Consider the following 518-nt stretch of genomic DNA (forward strand, 5'->3'; position numbering starts at 1 on the left):
TTTAGCGGCTTCTTTATTGAGAGTAGCGCTTTAAAGCTTGGCCGACGCTATGGTGTGGCACTTTGTATTGAAGGGAGTTTGTTACTGTTAAGTTTAGGCTTCTTGGTCGAGGGCGACTCCTACGGCCAATACTTAGCGTCAGCAGCATGTGGTTTGCAGAATGCGATGATCACCACTTTTAGTGGCGCAGTTGTCCGAACGACACACATGACGGGGATCATTACCGACCTTGGCATTATGATTGGTGAGAGCTTACGAGGACGTCAATTTGACCGCCGTAAAGCTAAGTTGTTTCTATTCATCTTCTTTGGTTTTTTACTAGGCGGGAGCGTCGGCGCTGCCTTATTTATGGCTTATGGCTTGTACGCTCTGGTATTTCCTGCAATTTTAGCCTTTGGTATCGCGCTAATTTACTGGGCTTACCTTTACTCCATCAGTCGCAACCAAAACGCTTAATTTCAAGCAACGGATTCAGCCATCAATGCATGAATCCGTTGCGACTCAGCTTCATTCCAATC

General features: G+C 46.3%; 1 protein-coding gene. It reads left to right on the top strand.

The window, feature by feature from the left end:
- The coding region (locus tag R7190_RS30755) for a YoaK family protein (RefSeq protein ID WP_318138326.1) at positions 1-456 on the top strand (456 nt) is incomplete at its 5' end.
- Positions 457-518: the final 62 nt, after the last annotated feature.

This window comes from Vibrio sp. 1078-1 (genome assembly GCF_033340475.1).